The 18,014-nt window shown below is 49.2% G+C and carries 17 protein-coding genes; 7 read left to right on the top strand and 10 right to left on the bottom strand.

Going from position 1 to position 18,014, the window contains the following annotated elements; genetic code table 11:
* Positions 1-88 precede the first annotated feature (88 nt).
* The 3 genes from K8U60_RS11195 to K8U60_RS11185 are packed head-to-tail and all read right to left on the bottom strand — an operon-like array spanning position 89 to position 3,680.
* Positions 89-2,002 (bottom strand): PTS fructose transporter subunit IIABC, encoded by a 1,914-nt coding sequence (locus K8U60_RS11195; protein ID WP_223638777.1) that lies wholly within the window; start codon positions 2,000-2,002, stop codon positions 89-91.
* The gene (pfkB, locus tag K8U60_RS11190; RefSeq protein WP_223638775.1) at positions 1,999-2,931 is read right to left on the bottom strand and encodes a 1-phosphofructokinase; all 933 of its coding nucleotides are present in this window, start codon (positions 2,929-2,931) and stop codon (positions 1,999-2,001) included. The genes K8U60_RS11195 and pfkB overlap by 4 nt, the downstream gene beginning before the upstream one ends.
* Complete coding sequence (locus K8U60_RS11185; RefSeq protein WP_223638765.1) at positions 2,928-3,680, bottom strand: DeoR/GlpR family DNA-binding transcription regulator; 753 nt, start codon at positions 3,678-3,680, stop codon at positions 2,928-2,930. The genes pfkB and K8U60_RS11185 overlap by 4 nt, the downstream gene beginning before the upstream one ends.
* A gap of 191 nt (positions 3,681-3,871) precedes the next feature.
* On the opposite strand from K8U60_RS11185, the gene K8U60_RS11180 reads away from it, so the two are divergent.
* Together K8U60_RS11180 and ptsP are read left to right on the top strand one after the other, a co-directional pair.
* A complete protein-coding gene (locus K8U60_RS11180) occupies positions 3,872-4,141 on the top strand; it encodes a phosphocarrier protein HPr (RefSeq protein ID WP_223638763.1) in 270 nt (89 codons plus the stop codon).
* The gene (gene ptsP / locus K8U60_RS11175; protein WP_223638761.1) at positions 4,138-5,856 is read left to right on the top strand and encodes a phosphoenolpyruvate--protein phosphotransferase; all 1,719 of its coding nucleotides are present in this window, start codon (positions 4,138-4,140) and stop codon (positions 5,854-5,856) included. Before K8U60_RS11180 ends, ptsP begins: the two co-directional genes overlap by 4 nt.
* A 43-nt stretch (positions 5,857-5,899) precedes the next feature.
* On the opposite strand, the gene K8U60_RS11170 is transcribed toward ptsP, so the two are convergent.
* The 3 genes from K8U60_RS11170 to K8U60_RS11160 form a co-directional block, all read right to left on the bottom strand.
* Positions 5,900-6,619, bottom strand: coding sequence for a 3-ketoacyl-ACP reductase (locus K8U60_RS11170; RefSeq protein ID WP_223638759.1), 720 nt, complete (start codon positions 6,617-6,619; stop codon positions 5,900-5,902).
* A 292-nt stretch (positions 6,620-6,911) separates the two neighbouring features.
* Positions 6,912-7,061, bottom strand: a complete 150-nt coding sequence (locus K8U60_RS11165; RefSeq protein WP_223638757.1) for a hypothetical protein — start codon at positions 7,059-7,061, stop codon at positions 6,912-6,914.
* Between the two features lie 129 nt (positions 7,062-7,190).
* Positions 7,191-8,141, bottom strand: coding sequence for an MBL fold metallo-hydrolase (locus K8U60_RS11160; RefSeq protein ID WP_223638755.1), 951 nt, complete (start codon positions 8,139-8,141; stop codon positions 7,191-7,193).
* 312 nt (positions 8,142-8,453) lie between these two features.
* Between K8U60_RS11160 and K8U60_RS11155 the strand changes: the two genes are divergently transcribed.
* Positions 8,454-9,308, top strand: a complete 855-nt coding sequence (locus tag K8U60_RS11155; RefSeq protein WP_223638753.1) for an NAD(P)H-hydrate dehydratase — start codon at positions 8,454-8,456, stop codon at positions 9,306-9,308.
* A 47-nt stretch (positions 9,309-9,355) separates the two neighbouring features.
* Here K8U60_RS11155 and K8U60_RS11150 read toward each other — a convergent pair whose 3' ends face one another.
* Positions 9,356-9,820 (bottom strand): low molecular weight protein-tyrosine-phosphatase, encoded by a 465-nt coding sequence (locus tag K8U60_RS11150; protein WP_223638750.1) that lies wholly within the window; start codon positions 9,818-9,820, stop codon positions 9,356-9,358.
* Between the two features lie 395 nt (positions 9,821-10,215).
* On the opposite strand from K8U60_RS11150, the gene K8U60_RS11145 reads away from it, so the two are divergent.
* Positions 10,216-10,638: a YgaP-like transmembrane domain gene (locus tag K8U60_RS11145; protein ID WP_223638747.1), complete on the top strand. Its 423-nt coding sequence runs from the start codon at positions 10,216-10,218 to the stop codon at positions 10,636-10,638.
* A gap of 493 nt (positions 10,639-11,131) precedes the next feature.
* Here K8U60_RS11145 and K8U60_RS11140 read toward each other — a convergent pair whose 3' ends face one another.
* From K8U60_RS11140 to K8U60_RS11130, 3 genes are all read right to left on the bottom strand, one after another.
* Entirely contained in the window at positions 11,132-12,562 is a 1,431-nt protein-coding gene (locus K8U60_RS11140; protein ID WP_223638745.1) for a carbon starvation CstA family protein, read from the bottom strand.
* A 263-nt stretch (positions 12,563-12,825) separates the two neighbouring features.
* Positions 12,826-14,100, bottom strand: coding sequence for an alpha/beta hydrolase (locus K8U60_RS11135; RefSeq protein ID WP_223638742.1), 1,275 nt, complete (start codon positions 14,098-14,100; stop codon positions 12,826-12,828).
* A 130-nt stretch (positions 14,101-14,230) separates the two neighbouring features.
* Entirely contained in the window at positions 14,231-14,917 is a 687-nt protein-coding gene (locus tag K8U60_RS11130) for a GDSL-type esterase/lipase family protein (RefSeq protein ID WP_223638739.1), read from the bottom strand.
* A gap of 180 nt (positions 14,918-15,097) precedes the next feature.
* Here K8U60_RS11130 and K8U60_RS11125 point away from each other — a divergent pair, with 180 nt between their 5' ends.
* From K8U60_RS11125 to K8U60_RS11115, 3 genes are all read left to right on the top strand, one after another.
* Entirely contained in the window at positions 15,098-16,090 is a 993-nt protein-coding gene (locus K8U60_RS11125; protein WP_223638735.1) for a potassium channel family protein, read from the top strand.
* A gap of 29 nt (positions 16,091-16,119) precedes the next feature.
* Entirely contained in the window at positions 16,120-16,827 is a 708-nt protein-coding gene (locus K8U60_RS11120) for an NAD-dependent protein deacylase (RefSeq protein WP_223639339.1), read from the top strand.
* Positions 16,828-17,041: 214 nt separating this feature from the next.
* Positions 17,042-17,977, top strand: coding sequence for an acetamidase/formamidase family protein (locus K8U60_RS11115; RefSeq protein ID WP_223638732.1), 936 nt, complete (start codon positions 17,042-17,044; stop codon positions 17,975-17,977).
* Positions 17,978-18,014: the final 37 nt, after the last annotated feature.

The following is an 18,014-nucleotide window of genomic DNA, read 5'->3' as shown; positions in this document are numbered from 1 at the left end:
ATACGCGAAAACCGCTGCCGCTAAGATTTATTTTGCATTAAATGACTCAAAAAAACCGCTCCAGGTTACGCCCTGAAGCGGTTGTTGATTATGCGGCAACGGGAACCCGTTTTTTCAATGAGCCAGCGACAAGTGCGGTAACGACCGCTCCTGCCAGAATGGCCACCACGTACATCAGAATGCTGGCAACCCCTCCATCGACGAGGCCGATGACGAACACGCCGCCGTGAGGAGCGCGCAATCCGATGTCAAACAGCATGACCATGGCACCGGTGACCGCCGCTCCAGCTACTGAAGCCGGAATGACGCGGGCAGGGTCGGCTGCAGCGAACGGGATGACGCCTTCGGTGATAAAGCAGGCACCCAGCACATAAGCGGTCTTGCCGGCTTCACGTTCCGGTCTGGTGAATTTGTTTTTGAAAAGTGTCGTAGCAATCGCCATGCCCAGCGGCGGAACCATTCCGGCCGCCATGACGGTCGCCATGAAATTGAAATTCTGCGCATCCAGCATCGCAATGCCGAATGTATAGGCCGCTTTGTTGATCGGGCCGCCCATATCGATAGCCATCATGCCGCCGAGCAGCAAACCGACCAGCACCAGATTCGTGCCGCCTAAACTTTCAAGGAAAGCGGAAATGGTCGTATAGACTTTCGTCAGCTGTGGATTGACGAGCATCATGATGATGCCGGTGATGGCAATCGCAAAGACCGGATAGAACAGCACCGGTTTCAAGCCTTCCAGTGCATCGGGCAAACCCGCAAACGCTCTTTTGACCAAAAGCGTCACATAACCGGCCAGGAATCCGGCGATCAATCCGCCGAGGAATCCCGAACCGCCGCTTGCTTCTTCTACACCGGTGACAGTAATGGCAATCAATCCGCCGATCATACCCGGCGCAAACCCGGGACGGTCGGCAATGCTCATGGCGATAAAGCCGGCCAGTACCGGAACCATCAAGAAGAAGGCGTTGCCACCGCCGATGGTGCTCAGCATGGCCGCAAATTCATTGTATTCAGGACTGTCAGGGTTGGAGGCGTTGATGCCCCAGAAGAACGAGATAGCGATCAAAATCCCGCCGCCGACAACAAACGGCAGCATATTCGAGACCCCGTTCATCAAATGCTTATAAAACCCGCCTTTGGTTTCCCCGGCGTCCGCTTCATCTTTCGACTTGTCATGCTTATAGGTCGGGGCATCTCCGGTTACGGCACGGTTCAACAGATTGTCCGTTTCGTAGATGGCTTTGCCGACTGCGGTCTGGATGACCGGTTTGCCGTCGAAACGGCCCATATCCACTTTCGTGTCGGCTGCAACGATGATGGCATCCGCTCCCGCAATGTCTTCATCGGTCAAGCGGTTTTTCACGCCGCTCGAGCCGTTGGTCTCCACTTTCAAGGCGATGCCCAGCTCTTTTGCGCGTTCGTTCAATTTTTCAGCGGCCATATACGTGTGCGCGATCCCAGTCGGACACGCCGTGACGGCCAGGATTTTCTTTTGCGTGCTGTCGACGGGGATGTTTTCAGCTGCCTCTTCCGGTTCTTCCAGGGAAGCTTCTTTATCGGTCACCACCTGCAAGACTTCCTGTTTGGATTGCGCAGCGAGAATATTCGTGCGGAACTGATTGTCCATCAGGTAAGTTGCGAGGCGTGACAGCGCCTCCAAATGATCGTCATTGGCGCCTTCAGTAGCGGCGATCATAAAGAACAGATTGGCCGGCTGGCCGTCGAGCGATTCAAAATCAAGTCCATCAGGCGCACGACCGAAAGCGATGGCTGGAGATTTCACCGCCGCCGACTTGGCGTGCGGGATGGCGATGCCGTCTCCGATGCCGGTGGTGCTTTGGCTTTCGCGTTCGAGTATGGCTGCAGTGAACGCACGTCTATCGGCCAATTTGCCTGCGCGCTCCAATTGGCCGGCAAGTTCTTCCAGTACTTCTTGTTTTGTCGCAGCAGTAAGGTTTAAGATGATGGTTTCTTCTGTCAACAGCTGAGTGATTTTCATGTGGTCACACCCTTTTCTTCGAATGGATAAATCTTTACTTGGTCAAGCAGCCTTTCTACGTCTTCCCTGCGGCATAAATCCGACCGGAAAGCGGTCGCACTCCCACTGGCTACTCCGTAGCGGAAAGCGAGCTCCGCGTTCTGATCGGTGGCGTAGGACGCGATGAACCCCGACACCAGTGAATCGCCGGAACCAACGGTGTTGACCACGGTTCCTTGAGGTGCTTTGGCGATTAAAGCCTGGTCTTTTGTGACAAGCAGCGCACCGCTCCCGCCCATGGAAACGACAACATGTTCCGTGCCGCGCTCCACCAGTTTTTTTGCGTAGCGGAATGCTTCCGGCACTGTGGTAATTTCCACACCGAACAGTTCACCCAGCTCTTGTTGATTGGGTTTTGCCAGAAACACCGGGGCGGTAATCAGGCTTTCCAGCGCAGGCCCTGAAGTATCCAATACAAAACGGACCTTATTGGCTTGGCAGATTTCCGCGAGTTCCAGAAAATAATCGGCGGCGATAGAGCCCGGCAGGCTCCCTGCCAGCACGAACCAATCGCCTTCAGCAATATTTTGTACTTTTTCCGTCAGGGCATCCAGTTGGGCGGCATTCAGATTAGGCCCTGGACCATTCAGCTCGGTTTCTTGAGCCGATTTGATTTTGACGTTAATCCGGGTGATTTCCCCCGTTTTGATAAAATCGGTGTCAACGCCTTCGTTTTTCAAAAACTCCTCTATATAATGTCCCGTAAAGCCTCCGGCATAACCGAGTGCCCGATTAGAGACACCAAGCCGCTTCAAAACCCGGGAGACATTGATGCCTTTTCCGCCGGGATAGTAATAGACTTCGTCGGAGCGGTTCAGTTTCCCGCTTTCAAATTCGGGTACATAAACTGTGTAATCGATGGAAGGCGTGATTGTGCAGGTGTATATCATGGTGCCACAACCTTTACTATTGTCTTTTTTTGGAGCCCAGCATTGGCTTCTTTGGAAATTTCATCTACAATTAAAGTGGCGCGATCCAAATCCATGATTTTGGCAAAACTGATTTTATTGGCTTTGGAATGATCAGCGAGCGCAAACGTCTTTCGCGATAAGGAGCTGGCCATCTGTTTGACAGCTGCTTCCTCTGGGTCCGGTGTGGTGTAGCCGTATTCCGGATGGAAGCCGTTGATGCCGAGAAAACAGATGTCGAAGCGGTAGTTCCGCAAAGCAGAGATGGTATGGGAGCCGACAAAAGCTCCGGTCCGGGGCTTCATCAAGCCCCCGGTCAAATAGGTCGTGATGCCTTGTTCATTAAGGGCTTCAACAAGCGTCAATCCGTTGGTGACGACCACCAGATCTTTGTCTTTCAAAAACGGAATCAATTGGAAGGTCGTGGTGCCCGCATCCAGGAAAATACTATCTCCCTGTTGGATCAGTGAAGAAGCGAATTCTGCAATCCTGATTTTTTCTTCCAGAAACTGTGTGGATTTGTCCGATATGCTAGGTTCCATCAGATTTTGTCCCGGCAAAATGGCACCGCCGAAAACGCGTTCCAATTTCCGGGAATGTTCAAGATCGGTCAAATCCCTTCGGATGGTCGATTCTGATGCGCCGGTGGATTCCACCAGCTCCTGTATTTTGACTGTCTGCTTTTCATCCAACAATCGTAGAATATAGGCATGACGTTCGTTGGTCAGCAAGTTCTCACCTTCTTTTTAATAGAGTAAAAGTTCTGTTAAATAGATAATACTTGAAATCGCTTCCACAATCAATCATAATCGTTCATAAGCAATCAAAAAACGCCATTTTAAAATTTACATTCACTCAAAACCCGTCACAATCGGTCAGTGGATACATAAATGGCTGCACCTACAAAAGGAGGAAATCAATCATGGTCGAAAAACAATTTACAATTACAGATGAAGCAGGTATGCACGCACGTCCGGCATCCGCATTAGTTGGAGCGGTGTCAAAATTCAAATCGGATATCACAATCGAACACAAAGGCAAAAAAGTGAACTTGAAATCCATCTTGGGCGTTATGTCCCTGGGTGTTCCAAGCGGTTCAGTCGTCACGATCGCAGCTGATGGCGAAGACGAAAACGAAGCCATCGAAAAAGCGGCCGACGTCATGAAAGCAGAAGGGATCTCAAACCAATGACACAAACAATGTCCGGAATAGCAGCATCAAATGGCATCGCCATCGCTAAAGCTTTTCGCTTGGAAAATCCGGAATTGAATGTTGACAAACGGACGATTTCGGATACCGACAGTGAATTGGAGCGATTAACTTCCGCCTTGGAGCAATCGATCACCGAACTGGAAGCCATCCAAAAGAAAACCGCAGAACAGATCAGCGAAAAGGAAGCGGCGATTTTCGGCGCTCACCTGCTGGTCCTGAGCGACCCTGAACTGGTCGGACCGATTACCGAGCGCATCACCGCGGACAAAGTCAATGCGGAGTTCGCCTTGCAGGAAACGACGGATATGTTCATTTCCATGTTCGAAGCAATGGACAATGACTATATGAAAGAACGCGCCGCGGATATCCGTGACGTCAGAAAACGGGTTCTTGCCCACTTGTTAGGCGTCACGATCCAAAGCCCGAGCATGATTTCAGACGAAGTCATCATCATCGCGGAAGATTTGACCCCATCCGATACCGTTCAATTGAACGCCGAGTTCGTCAAAGGCTTCATCACCGATATCGGGGGACGCACTTCCCATTCGGCGATCCTGGCGCGGACGCTGGAAATCCCCGCCGTGGTCGGCGCGAAAACGGCGATGGCCGACATAAAGAACGGCATGACGGTCATCGTCGATGGCTTGGATGGGACGATTCTGATCGACCCGGAAGACAGCGTCATCGAAGAATACAAAAACAAGCAAACGGCCTATGACCAGCAAAAAGCGGAATGGGCCGTATTGAAGAACGAAGCCACCGTAACTGCGGATGGCCAAGCCGTTGAACTCGGTGCCAATATCGGAACGCCGAAAGACATTGCCGGCGTCGTCGATAACGGCGGCGAAGCGATCGGCTTGTACCGCACGGAGTTCCTTTATATGGGACGCGACCAGTTCCCGACAGAAGACGAGCAGGTTGAAGCCTACGCCGCTGTCTTAAAAGGCATGCAAGGCAAACCAACCGTAGTCCGCACTTTGGACATCGGCGGCGACAAAGAGCTGTCCTACCTGGACTTGCCGAAAGAACTGAACCCATTCCTTGGCCTGCGCGCAATCCGCCTGTGCCTGGAAATGCCGGATATGTTCCGGACGCAGCTGCGTGCCCTGCTTCGGGCCAGCGTCCACGGGAACTTGAAAATCATGTTCCCGATGATTGCGACAGTCGATGAATTCCGCGCTGCGAAAGCCTTGCTGCTGGAAGAGAAAGCGAAACTGCAGTCTGAAGGCGTGGAAGTCAGCGAATCGATTGAAGTCGGCATCATGGTCGAGATTCCATCGACCGCTGTCATGGCGGATACTTTCGCCAAAGAAGTGGATTTCTTCTCGATCGGCACCAATGACCTGATCCAGTACACGATGGCCGCTGACCGCATGAATGAAAGTGTGTCGTATTTGTATCAGCCATTCAACCCGGCGATTTTGCGCCTGGTGAAAATGGTTATTGACGCTTCTCACCGCGAAGGAAAATGGACCGGCATGTGCGGGGAAATGGCCGGGGACGAAATTGCGATCCCGATCCTTCTCGGACTGGGTCTGGATGAATTCTCGATGAGCGCTTCATCGATTCTGAAAGCCCGTTCACAGATCAGCAAACTTTCCAAAGCGGAAATGGCCCAGCATACAGACCAGATCCTGGCGCTCAGTACTTCCCAGGAAGTTGAAGATTATGTTAAGAAACTTTCCGCAAAATAAAAAACGAGCCAAGGGATCTTTTCCCTGGCTCGTTTTCTTTTGCTTAAAAAGGGTTGGTTGCCCACTGGCTTGATGTTGGAATAAAGATCCGCGGATGCAATTTCAACTGCGCGACCATATATTCCGCCAGGTCCTCCGGCTGCATGAACTTTTCTTTTTCCTGAGCTGTTTCGCCTTCCTTGTGCGTCAAATCCGTTACCACACGGCTCGGCGTCAAAGCAAAAACGCGAATGTTCTGCTTGCGGACTTCCTGCGACAAAGCTTCCGTCATTCCCAGCACACCAAATTTCGAAGCACTATAGGCACTCGATCCAGCTGTTCCGCGCAGACCTGAACTTGAGGAAATATTAATGATGTCTCCCCTGTTTTTTTCGATCATCTGCGGCAGGACAGTTCTCGTGACGTAGTACATGCCCATCAAGTTAACGTCAATGACCCGTTTCCATTCCTCCGGCTCCAATTCCAAAAACGGGCCGTATTTGCCGATTCCCGCATTATTGATCAATATATCTGCAGTTCCAAGTTCTTTCGTCAATTTTTTCACGGCCGCTTCCACCTGCTCTAAGTCGGAAACATCCGCTACTGCATATGCTGCACGTCCACGAAGCGATTTGATTTCAGCAGTCAGCTTTGCTAAATCCGCTTCTGTACGCGCAATCAGCCCAACATTGACCCCTTCATTCGCCAAAGCCAGCGCCGTTGCGCGGCCGATGCCTTTTCCCGCTCCTGTGATAAAAGCCGTTTTTTCTGTCAATACTTGCATAATGTAAAACTCCACCTCTCACTAATCTGTCCCATACATTATTGTTTCAACGAAAAACTTGCACGCTTTTTCTTTACCCCTAACAGGACGGGGAATAAACAGCCTAAAAATAAAAAAGGGTTATGAATAATTATAATGAATATTCAATAGAAAATTCAGGCCATTCTTTATTATTCATAATTTTTATGAATATTTTAAAGATGTATTCTGGGGCGATTTCAAAAGAGACGCCGAACAAATAGGCCCGGCGCCTCTTTCTATCTCCTAATTTTGAAAAAGTACATGAATAACTTTATTCATCCGTATCGTTTTCTTCTTTTTCTTCTTTTTCTTGCCGGTCTGTCTGCTCTTCCGCTTCAAAATCAGGAAGCTGCTCTTCAGGAGTACCGGTGAATTCTTCTTTGTCCTCTTCTTCGGCGTTCTTCTTCTTATCCTTATTCATGTTCTGGCTCCTCCTTATGATTGTGGTTACATTTAGAATACCCCTCTCCAGAATTCTTTAATCCAGATTCCTTATCTTTGGGTTGACGCGAAGGGTCACACAAAAAAAACTGTGCATAAATGCACAGGTCTAAACTTGTTGCTGCTTTGACAAGGTATCGAGAATCCCCATGGAACTGACCTGCATATCCAGCCGGATATAGGGATAGACTTCGTGGTCATCCGGTACGTTTTGGGTTCTTAAGTAAGCCTGAACCCGGTCAAACATACGCTCGGCCAATTGATCAGGTGCTAGTTGTGCAGCCATTGCCGCTTTTCCTTCTTCCAGAAAAACCTGGAGCCATTCCTCGGATTGGCGCAGCGCTTGTTCAGGCTGGTCGGATTTGCTGAAATGGCCGTAATAGATGGCATCCAGCTTTGCGGCAGAAAACCGGTTAATGGCGTTTTGCATGGCTTCCGGATTGAATTGGTTGGGCGATGTCGAAGGCAGGTACAGCTCAATTCCTTCCCGAACCAATTGGTCATAGCGGATCCCCACTGTATCGCCGGCGAAAACCCCGTTGCTTACGGGATCATAGATACTGAAATGGTGGTTGGCATGTCCTGGGGTATTCCAGAATTCAAGCGTGCACGAAGGACCGATTTCGAGTCCATCGCCTTCTGTCTTAATGAGCAGACGATCCTCCGGAATGGCGACAATCGGAGCGAATAACTGATCGAACTGTTCACCGTACACCATCCGTGCCCCCGCGATCAGGCGGCTTGGATCGGACAGATGCCGTGCGCCTTTCGGATGGACCACTACCTTGGCGTTTGGACAATCCTGCAATAAAAGACCCGCCCCGCCGGAATGGTCCAAATGGACATGGGTGACGATTATGTATTTGACGTCTTCCAGGGCAAAGCCAAGCGCTGCCAGTCCTTTTTTTACGTGTTTGACCGATGGGCTTGGCCCGGTATCCACCAGTGTCAGTTCTTTTTCGTCGATGACATAAGTACCCGTCCGCTCCGGCAACCCCAAGTCAAATCCGTCGATCAGGTGCATGCGTTCATTCAAGTGAATCGGTTGTTTGTCTTCCATTCTTTCCATCCCCTTTGCTTTATCGAACTTTAAGTCATAATAAGAATATTCTATCATTCAATTCACCTGCCTGCCCATTAATAGGATCTGCTTTTCAGGACCGCTGTACATTAGTTAAAACCAGCGTGTCCTTTCCTGACTTCTTTTATAGCACTTTCATACTTCATGGGCTGGATTACTAAACAGTTCCTCGAATTATCAGAACACCCGGTTTTTTTGACGAATATTTTGCAATCCATGAAATTCTTGAGTAACTTAGAAACTATAAGTAAATAAAATATAATTTTTTCAACGAACAGGAGGAGAGCAGGAATGGCCCCACCAACTGGTACACCGCCTTTTTGGACGGCGGAACACGTAAAAGCGGCACTTCCCCAAAGAGGCGCAAACAGCCACAAAGGAAGCTATGGCACTGCTTTATTGATTGCTGGAACTGAAGAAATGCCAGGCGCTGCACTTCTCGCCGGACTTGGCGCTATGCGGAGCGGTGTCGGCAAGCTGGTCATCGCAACAGAAGCGGGAGCGATGGCGATGATTGTCCCACGTCTTCCCGAAGCCACCTATCTGCGGGATGGCATGCGGCGGATCGCAGAAAAAAAAGAATCTATCGATGTCTACCGGGCAGCGGCAATCGGACCCGGTACTAATCCGGACGCATTGACAGAAGATGCCGTGCGCGTCCTTCTTGAAAGTGGGCTTCCTGTGATTGCCGATGCGGGTGCTTTGAGCAGGCGTTCTTACCCCGAGCGTGAGGCTCCTGTCATTTTGACCCCGCACCCAGCTGAGTTTTCACGCATCACTGGCGTCGATGTACGCGAACTGCAAGAAAACCGGGCTTATCACGCTGCTGAATGGGCTGGGAGATTAGGCGCCACGATTGTCCTGAAAGGCAAAAACACCCTCACGGCTTTTCCGGACGGCGATACGTGGACCAATCCGACCGGCAACAGCGCCCTCGCCAAAGGAGGCACCGGAGACACGCTGACCGGCATGATGCTCGGGATGCTGTGCAGCCACAGCGACTGGAAGCATGCGGTGCTGAACGCCGTTCATCTGCACGGAGCCTGCGCAGACGAATGGACTCGGAGCCGCTCTCCCCACACCCTGTTGGCGCATGAACTGACGGACTTGCTTCCTGAGGTCTGGGCAAAATTCGAAGAATCATAAAAAACGGCTGAAAATGAATCTCCAGCCGTTTTCGATGGTTTTTTTTATCAGATTTCATAGTCTTTCCTAATTTTCGCCACCAGCGCTTCACAGCCATCATTCACCAGTTCATACGTTTCTTCGAAATCCCCTGTGTAATAAGGGTCCGGCACATCCTTCAGGTGGTCGGTCAAATCCAGGAAACGAAGAATTTTCGGGTGTTCCGGCTGGCCGAGCATCGAGCGGATATCAGCTATATTGGTTTGGTCCATCCCGATGATATAGTCGAACTTGTCGAAATCATCCTTATTCAGCTGGCGCCCTTTCATGCCATCCGCGGGGATTGCATTGTCCTTCAGGATTTTCAATGTTCCCGGATGCGGATTATTGCCGACATGCCAGTTTCCGGTACCGGCTGAATCCACTTCTACTTTATGCGACAATCCCTGCCGGTCCAGCTGCTCACGCAAAACAGCCTCTGCCATCGGGGATCGGCAAATATTTCCGAGACAAACAAACAATACGCGTATCATGCCTATTCCCCCTTTCCTGCCAGACTGGATGGACCGATTCCAAGCTTGGCAACCTTTCATTTTGGTCTTGCAATTATAGCATTGAAGCTAGTGTTCACGCACCCCATGCAGCCGATTCCGCTTGGAACGGAAAGAGATTTATCCTTCAAAAAGGTTTAGCGGGAGCCCGTTGCGGAATACTATATAAGAATCTAGCTTTTACGCATTGCTTCAGTCGCTTTGGATAGAGTTCCTAAGTAAGAGTTGTAAAACTCCTGCTTCAGCATCGCTTCGCTAGCTTCGAAGCAGAGTAAATAATCCAAACTTCCTAGCGAAGTTGATTTGTGGAATATCACCAGGCGAAGATTATTAGTTCAACTTATACTAGTAAAAACACCGAAAGCGAGGAATCCGATATGACTGCGCAAATCGAAACACTGCCATCGACCCAGTCGAAGGTCAATAACGCAACGCCCGATCACATCAACCAAAAAATCGAACGGGAAACCGAAGCCCGCATCAACACATTCAAGCGAAAAGATCCTGAGGCGATCGAACAACGCATTTCTGAGCTGGAACAAGAATGGGATACCGAACGTGTCTTGGAAGTCAATATGGCTTCCCTTGCGCTGGCTTCTTCTATCATGGCCCTTACTGTCGACAAAAAATGGGCTTACTTCAGCGGTGCTGTCAGTGCATTCATGCTTCAGCATGCACTTCAGGGCTGGTGTCCACCGCTGTCGCTGATCCGCCGCATGGGCATCCGCACAATGAGCGAAATCAACCTTGAAAAACAGGCTTTGAAAGATTTGCTTGAGGATGAACATTATCCTATTTGAACCAGAAACCATAAAAACGGCTTGTCCCAAGTAGAAATGGGGCAAGCCGTTTTTATACCGCTATTCAGATTTTAAAATGCCGCTTACCGGTTGGTTTGTTGCGTACTAGTTTTTCTTTGTAAATTACCCACAGCAAATATACGATGCCGACGATACTCAATGAAAAAAAGGTGACCTGATAAGTATTCAAGCTGCTATGCATCATTATTTCTGCGTAGCGGAAACCATTCATCATAAAGATCAATACCGGCAACCATAACCAATTATTAGAAATTGACGCTTCCTCCCTTTTTAAGAGCGACCGGCTTTTTCTATGAAAGCTTCTAATCATCTCAATTTCTTATTTTAGCAAAAAAACAGGATAAATAAAGAGTTTTTTATTTTTGTTGGCTCAAAAAGGGTTTCAGCAAGTGAGTGGCAAAGAAAAAAGCAGGCTGCTTGAGCCTGCTTTAGCGGTAAAGGGGAGTCATAGATTCCCGTGATGAAGTTTTCTTTATTCGACCGTTGCGACCGTCTGAACTTCCGCTTTCCGGTTTTTTCTGGCTTTGGTGTAGAACATCACAATGATGATGCCGGTAAGTACCAGACCGATGATGAAGGACAGGTTCAGATCCAGATTAAAACCGATTTTCTGGTTGAGTATATAGACGAATACCATATAGGTGATGAAAATCGCTGGCGCAAGTGACACCAGGTAGTTCTTGCCTTGAATGTAGAGATACATGGTGGCGATCCATAAGGCAATCGCTGCCGTCGCCTGGTTGGCCCAGGAAAAATAACGCCACAGCAGATTGAAATCGACTTGCGTCAGGACCGCTGAAATGATGAAAAGCGGTATGGCGATGAGCAGGCGTTTCATCAGTTTCGTTTGATCGATCTTGATGTAATCCGCAATGATCGAACGCGCAGCGCGGAAGGCCGTATCGCCAGAAGTGATCGGCAATACGATGGCGCCGAGAACGGCAATCGTACCGCCTACAGCACCAAGAAGCGTCATGGACACCTCGTTGACAACCGCTGACGGCGTTCCGGAATTGATCAGCCCGCTTAGCGTTTGACCGTCAAAAATACTCATCGCGGCGGCGGCCCAGATCATAGCGATGATGGCTTCTGCAATCATCATGCCGTAAAAGATATAGCGGCCCTGGGATTCTTTTTCAACCGTCCGGGAAATGATCGGTGACTGTGTCGCGTGGAATCCGGATAACGCTCCGCAAGTGATCGTAAAGAACAGGATCGGAAAGATCGGCAACTCGCCGGGATGCATGTTCGTAAAGTTCAGTTCCGGTATTTTGTACTCAGAGAACAATAGTGCAACGCCGACACCGATTGTTCCGATCAACAATACCGCACCAAAATATGGATAAAGCCGGCCGATGATTTTGTCGATCGGCAAGATTGTCGACAGGAAATAATAGATGAAGATGAACACGATGATGATGCCGACTGCAAGTTTGCCATCCAGTAAGATCGACAGCAGCGATGCCGGTGTCGTGACAAATACCGTACCGACCAATAACAGCAGCAACAAAGCGAAAACGTTGACGATGTGCCGCGAAGCAGCCCCCAGGAATTTGCCGGCAAGCTCCGGAATATGCGCACCTTTGTTGCGGATGGATATCATACCGGTCAAGTAATCGTGTACGGCTCCGGCAAAGATCGAGCCGATGACGATCCACAGAAATGCCACGGGGCCGTATAACGCACCCATGATGGGACCGAAAATCGGCCCCGTACCGGCAATGTTCAATAATTGGATCAGCGCGTTCTTATGCTTGTTCATCGGAACAAAATCCACACCGTCCGCATTCGCGTAAGCCGGCGTCTTTCTCGCTTCGACCGGATCGAACAGTTTTTCGATAAATTTACCGTATGTAAAATATGCCACCACCAAAATGACGATGGAAATCAAAAATGTAAACATGGTGCACCCCTATTCTATGTTGTAAACGCTTTCTCGATATAACAAAAAATGTTCCTTCTTTTTTATACCTCCCCCTTTATATCTCCATATCAAGATTCTTCTTTCTGGAACTAGAAGTATATTTTATATTAGTATTTTAATTTAAAATAGTCAATCTTTTTTGGGAAATACAAGAAAACCATTTCCAACTACGTGTCCCGATAAATGATCCGCTCGTTTCAACTGAAAAAAACGCCTTCCGGCTTACGGAAGGCGTTTCAGGTTTATTTCAGGAATTCCAATATCCCTTCCATCAGTCCTTCTGCCAGGGGCAAATCAGGATTGCCGTAGCTTGCCAGATTTTCCGTTGGATCGGTAGAGGTATTTTTCAGCACATGATTCATGTTGTCGACGATCAGCAATTCAGCCTGATCATGCGCTTTCTCCAGCAGCTCTGCATCACCGATAGGCACCTGCAGGTCAGTGGTCCCGCCAACGACCAGGACCGGCATGTCGAGCTTTTTCAGTTCATCCTGGGGATCATACGCCATCCAGGAAATCAGGTAAGGCTGGACCGAAGGCCGGAAGATGCTGGCGAGCTCCGGACTGACCTGTTCGACCAGACGCCCTTTCTTGAGCTCACTTAAAATGCTGTGCGCTTCATCCAGCAGATTTTTAGGCAACTGCTCCTTTAACTGTTCCATCAGGACTTCATCAGCGGGGCGCCCTGGACCTGCCAATGAAACAAACGATGCTGCCTGCTGTTGTTCTGCCGCAATCATGCCGATCAAAGATCCTTCGCTGTGTCCGATAACCCCTACAGAGGAAAATCCTTCCTGTGATTGGGCATAGCCGATCCACGCGGAAGCATCTTTGATATAATCTTCAAACCGCAGAGCTTCCTCTTCCACCATCAAGCCACTATTATCCCCAATCCCGCGCTTATCACAGCGGATTGTGGCGATTCCATCTGCAGCGAGTGCCTCAGCAACCATCTTCAAACTATTGTTTTTTCCGACAGTAATCAGGGAGTTGCCGTTTTTATCGGTGGGTCCGGACCCTGACAGCAACAGCATGACGGGAAACGGCCCCTCGCCTTCAGGTGTCAGTATAAGGGCTGTCATGCCCCCTCCCTCCACTTCTATCTCTGCGCGTGTTCCTGCTTCTTCCTCAGCTGCAGCCGTTCTGGAAAGTTCAAACGGAAAAGATTGTCCTTGCTGTGTAAATGTGCCGGCAATGGTGTCTTGCGAAAGCTCCCCATCAAAGACCAGCAATTGATTTTGAATACTCATTTCAAAGTGAATATCCGGATCGATAAAGTCAAAGTTTGAAAGGGGGAAACCTTGAATCCCCTGTACAGGAATTGAAATCGCTCCAGTGGCCCCGTCAAACTCGACGGCGATCGGCAATGCCTGACCCGGCACTTGAATCGCCCCTTCCCAATTCCCAATGAGTTCATCCATCTGTACACGCTCCTCTTGGTCCTCTTGCTGGCTGCAGGCCTGTAAAATCAGAAAAAGGACTGCCCATACTGAATATAAAATGACCGATTTCTTCATCCTCTTCCCCTTTCTTCTATACATCAATTTATACTTCTATTATCCTCGCAGAGAGAACATCCTTCAATCTTTTCAGCAAAAGAAAAAAGTACAGGGTGAATACCCTGTACTTTCATCATTCATCAATTGCTTATTTTTTATTCGGCAGGATGGTGAATCCTGTTGTCGAAAGCGTATGGAGCAATAATTCATGCATCAACTTATAGCCTTCATCATTCGGATGAATGGAATCAAGCCAGATGGATGGGTTTTTCCCCATCGCATCAGTTTTGGAAACGATGACCCCTTTTTCGCCGATTGCTGTATTCCAAAGACGGAATAGCAGGTTGGTGAAGCCAAAATACTGCACATCCTTTTTCATGGAATTATACAGATTGTTCTGGACGATAATGACTTGGTCATTGGCCTGTCGAAGATATGCATATATTTGAAGCAGGTTTTGGCGGTAAGTCCGTTTCAGAATGGCGAACTGCCGAATTAATCCTTTTGCTCCGCCGTCTCGGAATCCGCGGAGCAAGTCATTTCCGCCGATATTCAACAGGACCAGGTCCGCCTGTTCGAGCGGTTTATGCCAGGAGCCTGTCCGCATTTTTTGGACGAGCCCGCTGCTGGTCAATCCATTTATGCCGAGATTGGTGATGCGGCTTGATGGGAAGGTTTCTTTCAAATAATTGGCGATGCCGCCTTGGGTGCCATAGCCGTAAGCCACAGAATCACCTAGTATGACGATATTTTCTATATCAAGTGGGGTTTTAATTTTTTTCGAAGCGAGAAAAGGTGCTCTTCCAAAAAGGGCACCGGATCGAATCTTAACCAATCTGCTGCACGTCCCTTCTTGCTGATTTTCTCTCTTATTTTAACATATTTCGGCACTCGACCTATTGAATAAGCCTCAGGCAACGTCGTTTTTTTTACATTTTGAACTGTAGGCATTATCATAAAAAACAAGGCTGTTTTTTCAATATTTCATTTAGTATATACATAAGGAGGAACTCCAATGGATATGGTTTACTTAATCGCAGGAATCGTGCTGATTGTCCTGTGCATCATCGATTTCACGTGGACCACGTTATGGATCGATGGTGGAGCGGGACCGGTTACAGACCGCTTGTCATCATTGGTCTGGAGAACGGTCAAAGCAATCGCGGGAGACCACTCGAAAGCATTGAGTTTAGCAGGTCCTTTTGTTTTGAGTGCCACGCTGGCCATGTGGATTTTCATGTTATGGAGCGGCTGGACACTCATTTTCGCCGGATTGGCGGATTCAATCTCGCCTTCCAGCGGAACCGACCCGATCTCCTGGTTCGACCGCGTCTATTTTGCCGGCTATTTGATCTTTACGCTGGGCAACGGTGATTTCAGTCCGAAAGAAGGAGTTTGGCAAATCGCTTCTGTTCTTGCTACCGGCACGGGCATGCTGTTCATCACCTTTGGTGTCACTTACTTAATCTCTATCTTGAGTGCAGTTACGATGAAGCGATCTTTCGCTTCCAGTATCCATGGTGTGGGTGAAACCGCTGAGGAACTGGTCGAAAGCGCATGGAATGGAGACGACTTCCACGATTTCGATTTATTGCTGGATACTTATTCGGAGCAATTGGGCTCTTTGACTACTCAGCATATTGCTTATCCTGTGTTGCATTATTATCATGCAGTGAGCAAAAAATCTGCCATGCCGACAGCCGTTGCGATTCTGGACGAAACGCTGAGCCTCATTAAATACAGTATACCTGCCGAACACCACCCCAACAGGCTGCTTTTGAAAAATGCGCGCTCCAGCGTCCAGCAATATTTGGAAACGCTCAATAAATCCTTTTATCGTCCATCGGAACACAATCCATCTCTTCCTGATTTTGAGTTTCTTCGCCAGTCAGGAATCCCATTGATGCCGGAAAAAGATTATCTACAAGCTTATGAAGAGCTGCAGCAACGCCGCAGCAAATTATTGGGTGTTATTGAAGCAGATGAACGGGCATGGCCAACCCGGTAAAATGGGTATTCAAAAAAGGAGTGGTTTTGTTGATTAAAGACTGGCTGACCAATTCAAGACATACAGTGGTTTTTACCGGTGCCGGCATGTCGACGGAGAGCGGGCTTCCTGACTTCCGCTCGGCAAATCAGGGCTTATGGCAGCAAAAAGACCCCAGCCAGGTTGCCAGTGTCGAAGCGCTGAATAGGAATGTTGACGAGTTTATCGATTTCTACCGGAAGCGTGTGCTTGGTGTAAAGGAATACCGTCCGCACAACGGCCATCGCATTTTAGCGGAATGGGAAAGGCAAGGCCGGATCCAGTCGGTGATCACCCAGAACGTCGACGGCTTCCATCAACAGGCCGGCAGCAAAAATGTGGCAGAACTGCACGGCACGCTGCAGAAGGTCCATTGCCAATCGTGTGGAACCTCCTACAACAGCGAAGCGTTTCTCGACGGTTCATACCGCTGCAATTGCGGCGGCATTTTGCGCCCCTCCGTCGTGCTGTTCGGGGAAATGCTGCCGGAACAGCCATTCGAGTCGGCGTTTGACGAAGCAAGCCGTGCAGAATTATTCATCGTTCTCGGGTCTTCCTTGTCCGTGACACCAGCCAATCAGTTCCCGCTCATCGCCAAGGAACACGGTGCGAAACTGGTCATCGTCAATCAGGAAGCCACGCCGCTTGATGATTATGCCGACCTGGTGATCAATCATCGTCAAATCGGTGAGGTATTAATGGAATGGCATCAGGATTAACCATATCCAACTTAAGCAATAGAGATTGACTAGATGACAAAGCGGTTGGAACCTTAGGGTTTCAGCCGCTTATTTATTTTCAGGAAAATTTGTGTGCCTGTTCTCCGTCGCCTCATTCTTCAGGTCAGCAAGGCCATTTTTTGTTTTATTGCCAGCTTCATTGCTATAATTACCGTAATGACAGAAAGTTTGTTTAATAGAAAGGGGCAGTTCTGTGATTCATTCCATTCCACTCGATTCAAAGCACCTTCATTCTTCCTTTAACCGGGATTATAACCCGATTCTAACCGTCGATTCAGGCGATACCATCCAGTTGAAGACCATCGATATCCAATGGGGCTATTCGGCAGCCGAAACTGAAGCACGGACGATTTTCACGTCGCGTGAAAACGAAGAAAAGCTCGCACATCCAATCATTGGCCCGATTGCCGTTGCAGGTGCGAAACCCGGCATGGTGCTTGAAGTGCGCACCAATAAACTCATCCCAGGCTGGTACGGCCGCAATTGGGCAGGCGGTCTCCCGGCTTGGCAAAATGACAAGTTGGGCATCTCAGACAGCGGACGGCTGCAGGTGGATTGGAGGCTCGATGCCGCACGGATGACGGGCAGCTGTAAACTCGCCGGGCAGGAATTCAAAGTCGGTTTGTCCCCTTTTTTAGGGTTGATGGGCGTAGCGCCAAAGGAAGCGGGAACTTTTCCGACAAAACCACCTGCGTATTTCGGAGGCAATATCGACTGCAAGGAATTGGTGCCGGGAAGCAGCTTATTTCTGCCTATATCTGTGGAGGGTGCGTTGTTTTCACTGGGAGATGGCCACGCCCTTCAAGGTGATGGGGAAAGTTCCGGAACTGCAATTGAATGCCCGATGGATCTCGCGGATATCACGCTGATTCTCCATAAAGACAGGACATTATCGATGCCGCGTGCAAACACACCCGCCGGATGGATTACATTCGGATTCAATGAAGACCTGAACGAAGCTGCAGCTGTCGCTTTAGCTGAAATGATTTCGTTTATGCAACAGCTCTATAGCATTTCACGGACAGAAGCGACTGCCTTATCGAGTGTCGCAGTCGATCTGCATGTCACCCAAGTCGTCAATGGGGTCAAAGGCGTTCATGCAATTTTGCCTCATGGCGTTCTTCGCTGATTGTTCTTTCTGAAACTTTTTATGGAGATTCTCGTAA

This window comes from Planococcus circulans (assembly GCF_020023385.1).
GTDB lineage: Bacteria > Bacillota > Bacilli > Bacillales_A > Planococcaceae > Planococcus.
This window is presented reverse-complemented; position numbering and strand designations above follow the sequence as displayed.